Origin of the sequence: Mangrovicoccus algicola (assembly GCF_014903745.1) — a bacterium.
Taxonomy (GTDB): domain Bacteria; phylum Pseudomonadota; class Alphaproteobacteria; order Rhodobacterales; family Rhodobacteraceae; genus Mangrovicoccus; species Mangrovicoccus algicola.
Genome location: NZ_JACVXA010000023.1, coordinates 60,122 through 68,719, shown reverse-complemented (window position 1 = coordinate 68,719; position 8,598 = coordinate 60,122). Strand labels below are relative to the sequence as shown.

10 protein-coding genes are annotated in these 8,598 nt (G+C 70.4%); 3 read left to right on the top strand and 7 right to left on the bottom strand.

Features of this window, described 5'->3' with window-relative positions:
- Positions 1-652: hypothetical protein (locus tag ICN82_RS09905; protein WP_226898404.1), on the top strand; the 652-nt coding region annotated here is incomplete at its 5' end.
- Here the strand turns inward: ICN82_RS09905 and ICN82_RS09900 are convergent.
- The 3 genes from ICN82_RS09900 to ICN82_RS09890 form a co-directional block, all read right to left on the bottom strand.
- The gene (locus tag ICN82_RS09900; RefSeq protein ID WP_193182174.1) at positions 621-929 is read right to left on the bottom strand and encodes an urease subunit beta; all 309 of its coding nucleotides are present in this window, start codon (positions 927-929) and stop codon (positions 621-623) included. The two genes, ICN82_RS09905 and ICN82_RS09900, sit on opposite strands and share 32 nt — an antisense overlap.
- Positions 930-1,220: 291 nt before the next feature.
- Positions 1,221-1,523, bottom strand: a complete 303-nt coding sequence (locus ICN82_RS09895) for an urease subunit gamma (protein ID WP_193182166.1) — start codon at positions 1,521-1,523, stop codon at positions 1,221-1,223.
- A 17-nt stretch (positions 1,524-1,540) separates the two neighbouring features.
- Positions 1,541-2,395, bottom strand: a complete 855-nt coding sequence (locus ICN82_RS09890) for an urease accessory protein UreD (protein WP_226898403.1) — start codon at positions 2,393-2,395, stop codon at positions 1,541-1,543.
- Between the two features lie 148 nt (positions 2,396-2,543).
- Between ICN82_RS09890 and pyrC the strand changes: the two genes are divergently transcribed.
- Both pyrC and ICN82_RS09880 read left to right on the top strand, forming a co-directional pair.
- Entirely contained in the window at positions 2,544-3,584 is a 1,041-nt protein-coding gene (gene pyrC / locus ICN82_RS09885) for a dihydroorotase (RefSeq protein ID WP_193182164.1), read from the top strand.
- A 233-nt stretch (positions 3,585-3,817) separates the two neighbouring features.
- Entirely contained in the window at positions 3,818-4,495 is a 678-nt protein-coding gene (locus ICN82_RS09880) for an orotate phosphoribosyltransferase (protein ID WP_193182162.1), read from the top strand.
- Between the two features lie 13 nt (positions 4,496-4,508).
- Here the strand turns inward: ICN82_RS09880 and ICN82_RS09875 are convergent, their stop codons facing one another.
- The 4 genes from ICN82_RS09875 to ICN82_RS09860 all read right to left on the bottom strand — a co-directional run bounded on the left by ICN82_RS09875 (position 4,509) and on the right by ICN82_RS09860 (position 8,488).
- Positions 4,509-4,784: a hypothetical protein gene (locus tag ICN82_RS09875; RefSeq protein WP_193182160.1), complete on the bottom strand. Its 276-nt coding sequence runs from the start codon at positions 4,782-4,784 to the stop codon at positions 4,509-4,511.
- A 117-nt stretch (positions 4,785-4,901) separates the two neighbouring features.
- Positions 4,902-6,362, bottom strand: coding sequence for a ribosome biogenesis GTPase Der (der, locus tag ICN82_RS09870; RefSeq protein WP_193182158.1), 1,461 nt, complete (start codon positions 6,360-6,362; stop codon positions 4,902-4,904).
- Between the two features lie 48 nt (positions 6,363-6,410).
- On the bottom strand, positions 6,411-7,832 hold the full coding sequence (locus ICN82_RS09865) for an outer membrane protein assembly factor BamB family protein (RefSeq protein WP_226898410.1): 1,422 nt from the start codon (positions 7,830-7,832) through the stop codon (positions 6,411-6,413).
- A gap of 5 nt (positions 7,833-7,837) precedes the next feature.
- A complete protein-coding gene (locus tag ICN82_RS09860; protein WP_193182154.1) occupies positions 7,838-8,488 on the bottom strand; it encodes a hypothetical protein in 651 nt (216 codons plus the stop codon).
- Between the last annotated feature and the right edge of the window lie 110 nt (positions 8,489-8,598).

The window sequence follows — 8,598 nt, the reverse complement described above, 5'->3', positions numbered from 1 at the left end:
GGCCCCGTCTGCGCTCCCGGCGGCGGGTTTGGCGCTGCGCCGACGCGTGGCCGGTGCCGCGGCACCGGCGGCGGCCGGTTTCGTGCGCGCCGCCGGCACTTTGGCGGGTGCATCGGGTTCGGCCGCCTTGACGGGCGCGGCGGGGGCCGCTTCGGGCTTGGCGGACGCGGCGGGGGCCTTGGCGGTTTCCGCAGGCTTTGCCGGGGCGGCCTTGGCAGCTGCGGGCCGCGGCGGCGCCGGTTTCGCGGCAGCGCGCTTGCGCGGCGCGGGCGCGGCGCTTGGCGTCGGCTCCGATGCGGCGGGTGACACGGCGCGCAGCCTCGGCTTTTCCTCCTCCGCCCCGGATGGTGCCCCGGCCGATGTCGCGGCCGATGTCGCGGCGGCGGGGGCTGCGGCCGCCGCGCCGGTGCCGCGCGCGGCATGGCGCGTCGCGGCCAGCCCGATATCGAAGGCATTGCAGGCGGTCATCATCCGCATGGCGATTTCCATCTGCGCCTCGGCCGTGCGGAACCACAGCTCCATTCCGCTGCGCCACATCTCCATCGGCATCTCGAAGCTTTTCTGCATCTCTCCCCAGACTCCCGGATTGGTGGTTTTGCCAGAGCACATATTGACGATCATCAGTCGAGGTCCCCCATCACGGCCTGGTTGAACCCGAAGACCCGGCGTGCGCCGGAAAGCGGCACCAGCGTCACCATCCGGCTTTGCCCCGGCTCGAAGCGCACCGCAGTGCCCGCGGCGATATCCAGCCGCCTGCCGCGCGCGGCGTCCCGGTCGAAGACCAGCGCCGCATTGGTTTCTGCGAAATGATAGTGGCTGCCGACCTGCACCGGGCGGTCGCCGGAATTGGCGACCTCCAGTTCGATTGCCTCGGCGCCCTCGTTGAGGGTGATGTCGCCCCCGGCGGTCATCACTTCTCCTGGAATCATGCGGAGCTCTCCGTTATCTGCCCTCCGGCCGCAGCCGGACCGGGTCACGCCCTTGCGCCCGCGGCGCGTTCCGATCCGGAGACACTCATCCCGCAAGCATCGGGCGGCGTTCCGGAAACCGGCGGGCGGCATGTGCGGGCCGCCCGGCCGGATCTAACCTTCCGCGATCCCCCGACGGCTTCCAGTGCGGAGCATCGCGCGGACAGCCTAAACGCCGTCCTGCCCGAAGAATAGCCAAAACCGGGGCGGACCCGTCATTTCGGCGGCATTCCCTGTGCGCGGCGTGCGCGGTCAGCGGATCGGGTGATGCACCGTCACCAGCTTGGTGCCGTCGGGAAAGGTCGCCTCCACCTGCACGTCATGGATCATCCCGGCGATGCCCTCCATGCATTGCGCGGCGGTGACCACATGGGCGCCGGCCTCCATCAGGTCGGCCACGGACCGGCCGTCGCGCGCGCCCTCCACCACGAAATCGGTGATCAGCGCGATCGCCTCGGGATGGTTCAGCTTCACGCCGCGCTCCAGCCGGTTGCGGGCGACCATGGCGGCGAGGCTGACCAGCAGCTTGTCCTTCTCGCGGGGGGTCAGGTTCATGTCGCTTGGTCCTTTGCTCAGATCGTCCAGACGCGGGGCAAGGGGCGGCCCCGCAATTCGTCAAGCACCGCGGCCATCCAGCGGCGCAGCGCGAAGGGCTTGGCCGCGAGGCCGCGGATTACCAGCCGCCCGTCCCAGCCCGACGCGGAGGCGGTGACGCCGGCAGTGGCGCAAAGCGGCAGCACCCGGCCCAGCAGGTCGGGCGCATCGGGGGCGATCAGCGCGATCGTGGCCAGCGCCCGCGCGCCGCCCAGCCCCGAAGCCGCCTCGCGCCGCGCCAGCGTCGCGCCGGTCAGGCGCAGCGGCTCGGCCATGACCGGCACGCCGTCGCGGCGGATCACGCGGGTGTCGCGGAAATCGAGGGTCTGCAAGGTCTCGCCCATCGCCTCGCGGCCCAGCACGACGGATTCGCACCACAGGCATGCCGCGTCGCCGGCCAGGTCGATCTCCGTCCGGCGATGCAGCGCGGCGCGCTCGAACAGGATCGTCTCCTGCGGCAGCCAGTCGATCCGCGCGCCCGCCCCGGCCGTGATCCGCACGGTCATCGCGGCCGGTCCAGTCTCGGGCAGGCTGGCATAGGCGCGTTCGGCGGTCTGGGTCGTGGCGACAACATGCGTCCCCGGCGCCAGGTCGAGATCGAAGCCGATCCGGTCGCCGCCGGTCAGCCCCCCGGCCGTGTTGAGGAAGACCAGCTCCGGCTCGGGGCGATGCACGCGCGGCAGCATCGCCTTGGCCGAGCCCTGCTGGCGCAGCCGCTGCAGCACGGTGCGGCCGTCGCGCAGAGCGAAGCCCGCCGCGGCGCGCGCATCGACGCGCTGGCGCCGCGGCTGGGCGGAAATCTGGGCATGGCCCGGGGCGGTCCGGTCGAGCATGGGCATCCTGTCTTGGTCCGGGCTCACCCTAGCCGTTCCGCGCGCGGTGACAACAGTCGCGCATCTCGCCGCAGGGCCGGGAAAGGTCGGCTGCCTGCGGAATGTGCAGCCCCTTCCCTAACCCCGCGCACCCCGCTAAGAGCAGCCCATGACCGAGACCCTCACGCTCCGCCGCCCCGACGACTGGCACCTGCATCTGCGCGACGGCGCGATGCTGAAGGCCGTCCTGCCCGAGACCACGCGCCATTTCGGGCGCGCGATCATCATGCCGAATCTCGTGCCGCCGGTGGTCACCCCCGCCGATGCCGCCGAATATCGCGACCGCATCCTGGCGGCGAAACCGGACGGATCGAAATTCCGCCCGCTGATGACGCTCTACCTGACCGAGACGACCGAGCCGCGCGACATCCGCGCCGCCGCCGAGATCGGGCTGATCACCGCGGTGAAGCTGTATCCCGCGGGGGCGACGACCAATTCCGCCTCGGGGGTGCGCGATCTGACCAAGGTGCGCCGCGTGCTGGAGACGATGGCGCAGGTGGGCATTCCGCTGTGCTGCCATGGCGAGGTCACGGATCCCGCGATCGACATCTTCGACCGCGAGGCGGTGTTCATCGACACCGTGCTGGATCCGCTGCGCCGGGACATCCCGGAACTGCGCGTGGTGATGGAGCACATCACCACCTCGGATGCGGTCCAGTATGTCACCGGATCGGATGGCAATCTGGGTGCTACGATCACCACGCATCACCTGATCATCGACCGCAACCACATCCTCGTGGGCGGAATCAAGCCGCATTACTACTGCCTGCCGGTGGCCAAGCGCGCGACCCATCGCGACGCGCTGGTGGCGGCCGCGACCTCGGGCGATCCGCGCTTCTTCCTCGGCACGGACAGCGCGCCGCACCTGACGAAGGACAAGGAAAGCGCCTGCGGCTGCGCGGGCGTCTTCTCGGCCACGAACACCATGTCCTGCCTGGCGCAGGTCTTCGAGGCGGCAGGCGCTCTGGACAAGCTGGAAGGATTCGCCTCGGTCAACGGGCCGAAATTCTACCGCCTGCCCCCGAACGAGGAGACGATCACCCTGCGCAAGGGCGCGCCGGTGGCGTATCCGGCGGCGATCGAGACCGAGGGCGGTCCCGTGACCGTCTTCGATCCGGGCTTCCCGCTGTACTGGCACGTCGAGGACTGAACCCCGCGCGGCCCCGCCAGCACGGCGGGGCCGGAACAAATTTGCGGCGTCAGCCCGGATGGCCGCACCGGCACCGGGTCCGGGGTCGTGACGATCCCTCGGCCCGGGGGATCAGGCCGCGAATTGGCCTCTTCCGCGACGGGCCGCCCTGCCCTTGCGGCGGCTCCGGCAGGGCTTCCCCGGGCGGGCGGAATGGTCTAGAGACGCCCGAGTTTTCAGCCAGGAGCCGCCCGATGATCCCCACCGCCTTCCCCTCGAACGAAGAGATGGCCCGCCTGACGGCGCGCGCGCTGCTGGAGATCGGCGCGGTGGATTTCCGCCCCGAGGACCCGTTCACCCTGGCCTCCGGCCTGCCCTCGCCGACCTATATCGACTGCCGCAAGCTGATCAGCTATCCGCGGATCCGCTCCACGCTGATGGATTTCCTCGCCTGCAAGACGATGCGCGAGGCCGGGTTCGAGGCCTTCGACAATGTCGCGGGCGGCGAGACCGCGGGCATTCCTTTCGCGGCCTTCATCGCCGAGCGGCTGGCCCTGCCGATGAGCTATGTGCGCAAGAAGCCCAAGGGCTATGGCCGCAATGCCCGGATCGAAGGCGCGATGGCCGAGGGGCAGCGGGTGCTGCTGGTGGAGGATCTGACCACCGATGGCGGCTCGAAGCTGAGCTTCGTCGACGCGATCCGCGAGACCGGCGCCAGCTGCGCGCATACCTCGGTTATCTTTTCCTACGGCATCTTCCCGGAAATCGACCGCACCCTGGGCGATCACGGCGTGCAGCTCACCGCGCTGTGCACCTGGTGGGATGTCTTCGCCGAGGCCGAGGCCTCCGGCAGCTTCGGCGCCGGGACGCTGGCAGGGGTGAAGGAGTTCCTCGACGATCCGCGCGCCTGGCAGGCCGCGCGCAAGGGCTGAGCCGCCCCCGGTCTCAGCCGCTGCGGGTCATCGCGATCCGCGGTTCCCCCCGGGTGGAGCGGGCCGCGAGACAGACATCGCGGCCCTCCAGCCTGAATTTCATCGGGAATTTCCGGGCCTCGATCTCGATCTGCCACCATTGAAGGGGCGCCGATCCGGCGCGCGCGCGGGTGAAAAGCGCCTGGTCGTTGATCTCCGCGGCGATCCGCCCGCTGGGCAGCGGACGGCCCGCCCGCAGGACCACGTATTCCATGGCCTCGTGAAGATAGAGCTGTCCTGTCCGCGCCATCCGCCGGTCCTCCCTGCCGTGCTGAGATGGCGACAGGAAAGCCCGGGGCGCGTGAAGGCGTGGTTAACGCACCCCGGAAAAGAGGAGGCCCCGGGTCAGGCCCGGGGCGGGACGGCGCTATTTGCGCAGGTGCTTGTTCAGCCGCGACGGCGTCGATTTCTTGCGCCCCTTGTAGGGGTTGCTGTCGCCCTGGCCGCGGAACCACAGCCGGATCGGCGTCCCGGGCATGTCGAAATCCTGGCGCAGCCCGTTGACCAGATAGCGTTTATACGCATCGGGCAGCTTGTCGGGATGGCTGCACATCACCACGAAACCGGGCGGCCGCGTCTTGGCCTGGGTCATGTAGCGCAGCTTGATCCGGCGGCCGCCCGGCGCGGGCGGCGGATGCGCCTCCAGCATCGCGCCCAGCCAGCGGTTCAGCTGGGCGGTCGGGATGCGGCGGTTCCAGGTGACATGGGCGCGTTCGATCGCCTCGCGCAGCCGGTCCATGCCGCGGCCCGTCTTCGCCGAGAGCGTCACCAGCGGCGCCCCCCTGAGCTGCGGCAGCAGCCGTTCGAAGGCGGTCTTCAGCTCGGCCAGCTTTTCCTGGCGGTGATCCTCGAGATCCCACTTGTTGATGCCCACGACGACCGCGCGGCCCTCGCGCTCGGCCAGGTCGGCGATGCGCAGGTCCTGCTGCTCGAAGGGGATCTCCACGTCCAGAAGCACCACGACAACCTCGGCGAAGCGCACGGCGCGCAGCCCGTCGGAGACCGACAGCTTTTCCACCTTGTCCTGGATCTTGGCCTTCTTGCGCATCCCCGCGGTATCGAAGATCCGCACCGGCCGCCCGTCCCAGTCCACCTGCACCGAGATCGAATCGCGGGTGATCCCGGCCTCGGGTCCGGTCAGCAGCCGGTCCTCGCCCAGGAGCTGGTTGATCAGCGTCGACTTCCCGGCATTGGGACGGCCCACGACGGCGACCTGAAGCGGCTTTTTCGGGTCGTATTCGGGGAAGTCCTCGCCATCCTCGTCGGAGATGTCGATATCGATATCGGGCGCGCTCTCCAGCGCGGCCAGCTCGGCGGCGGCGATTTCCTCGGCATGGCCGTCCACCAGCGGCAGCAGCGCGGAATAGAGTTCCGACATGCCCTCGCCATGCTCGCCCGAGAGCTGCAGCGGCTCGCCCAGGCCCAGCCCGTAGGCTTCCAGCGCGCCCGCCGATCCTGCCGCGCCCTCGGCCTTGTTGGCGGCGAGGATCACGGTCTTGGCCCGGCGGCGCAGGATCTCGGCGAAAAGCTGGTCATTGGCGGTGACGCCCGCGCGGGCATCGATCATGAAGAGACACGCATCGGCCATGTCCACGGCGCGTTCGGTCAGCCGCCGCATCCGCCCCTGCAGGCTGTCATCGGTGGCGTCTTCCAGACCGGCCGTGTCGATCACGGTGAATTTCAGGTCGCCCAGGCGCGCCTCGCCCTCGCGCAGATCGCGCGTCACCCCCGGCTGGTCGTCGACCAGCGCCAGGCGCCGGCCGACAAGGCGGTTGAACAGGGTCGACTTGCCCACATTGGGGCGGCCGACGATGGCGAGCTTGAACACCTTTGGCCCTCCTGGAAGATCAGGCGCCGTGCTTAGCGCATTCCGCCGTCAACGGAAAGCGCGAAGCGTGCCGTCGGCGGTCAGGATGTAGAGGGTGCCATTCGCCACGATCGGCGCCGCCGCGGCGGGCGCGCCCAGCTGGGTGCTGCGCAGCAGCGTCCCCGAGGCCGGATCGATCTCGCGCAGCAGCCCGTCGGAAGAGGCCAGGATCAGCCGCCCGCCCGCCAGGATCGGCCCGTAATGGACGAAGACCTCCTTGCGCCGCTTGACCTTCTCGGCCTCGAACAGCGGCAGCGTGGCCTCCCAGACGGTTTCCCCGTCAGAGGCGGAAACGCGCAGCAGACGGCCCTCGTCGGAGACCAGGAACAGCGAGCCGCCCCCCAGCGCCACCGCGCCGGAGGCGCCTTCGAGCGAGGTCCACAGGCGCGACCCCGAGGCGGCGTCGATCGCGGCGAGCCGCCCGGCCTCGGTCGCGGCATAGACCGTGCCGCCATCGACCAGCGGGCTGCCGGGCACTTCCGAGACCGCGCCGTAGGACCGCCCCGTGCGGGTGCCCGCAAGCGATCCCGACCACAGGCTGATCCCCGCCTGGCGCAGGACCGAGGTCATCTCGCCACTGCCGAAGGGGAAGATCACCGCATTTCCCGCCAGGGCCGGAATGCCGTCGCCCAGCACCGAGGCCGGGGCGGCGCTGCCCTCGATCTGCCACAGGATGCGGCCGTTCTCCAGATCCACGGCCGAGCCGAACCCGTCGCGCGAGGTGACATAGACCAGCCCGCCATTGACCATCGGCGCCGCGGTGGTGGCGGCCCCGAAATCCTGCATCCAGGCCTGGTCGCCGGTCGCGGCCGACAGCGCATGCAGCCGCCCGTAGCCGGTGGTGACCAGAAGCGTGCCGCCCTCGACCGCCAGCCCGCCGCCGACTACGGCGCCCGCGCGTTCGCCCTGGGGCACAAGCGAGCGGCTCCACAGCACGGTGCCATTCGTGCCCACGGCACTGACCGTGCCCGCGCTGTCGAGCGTGAAGATCCGCCCGCCTGCGGCGACCGGCGCCGCGCTCAGGCGCTGGCGCTTCGAGCTGCCCTGCCCGATGGAGGTGGCCCAGACCTGGGTCGGCGCGCCACGGCCCAGCTGGACATGGGGCATGTCGTGACCCGCATTCTGACCCGATTGCGGCCAGTCGGCGATGTTGCGCGCCGCCGGAAGCGAAATCGCGCGGGCCTCGCCGATCACGGCATACCCGGCCTGCGGGATGACCCGCGGCGGCTGCGGCCCGGGGGCGGCGGGCGCCTGGTCGCTGGCAGTGCCCAGCATGGCCTGCGCCTCGTCGAGGTCGCGCAGGCCGAAGCGTTCGCCGGGAAGGACATCCTCCTTGCGTGCGCATCCCGCCAGGGCGACCGACAGCAGCAGCCCCGCCATCACGGCCCGCCCGGCGGGTCGGCGCATGGTCTCGGTCACGGTCCGGCCCATCCCCGTCACGACGCCTCCGTCCCGCCGCCAAGCGCGACGGTCATCTGCGTGGCGCGCTGGCGCTGGCCGGGCGTGGCATCTGCGGCATCGCGGATCTCGGCCAGGTCGGCCAGCGCCAGCTCGGCTTCGTTGCGTTCGATGCGGATCATGGCGCGCAGTTCCAGCGCGCTCAGCCGGAAGGCATGGCCCGGCACCAGGAGCGGCTCCAGCACCTCCAGCCGCTGATCCGTGGTCAGGCGGTTGTCGGGCAGCTGCACGATCTTCAGCCGCGCGACGTCGCGATAGATCTGGCTCACCTCGTCATTGCCGATCAGCGCCTGCAGCATTTCGGTCGCCGCCTGCCCGTCCTGAAGCGCGACATCCCCCGCCGCGGTCAAGTCGCGCAGCGCCACCTGGTCGCCGGTCGCCGCGATTTCCGAAACGGCGGTGGCCCGCACCTGCGGATCCTCCGAGGACAGCCCCGCCAGCAGCGCGTCGCCGAATCCCTGAGCCGACAGCTCGACCCGGGATTTCTGCCAGTCCCACCAGGCGACGCCGCCGACGCCGGCCACCACCGCGACGGCAAGGATCCAGCCATAGCGGCGGGCCAGGCGGTAAAGCCGGTCGCGACGGACCTCTTCGGCGACCTCATCAAGGAAACTGTCTGGACTGCTCACAGGTCTCTCCCGTTCGTTCTGCGCCGTCTTACAGCCAAATGCCGAAAAATGCCAAGCCCGGCCAAACGGTTTTGCCGCGGTCTCTTGAAGCGTCGCGATGCAGGGCGTAA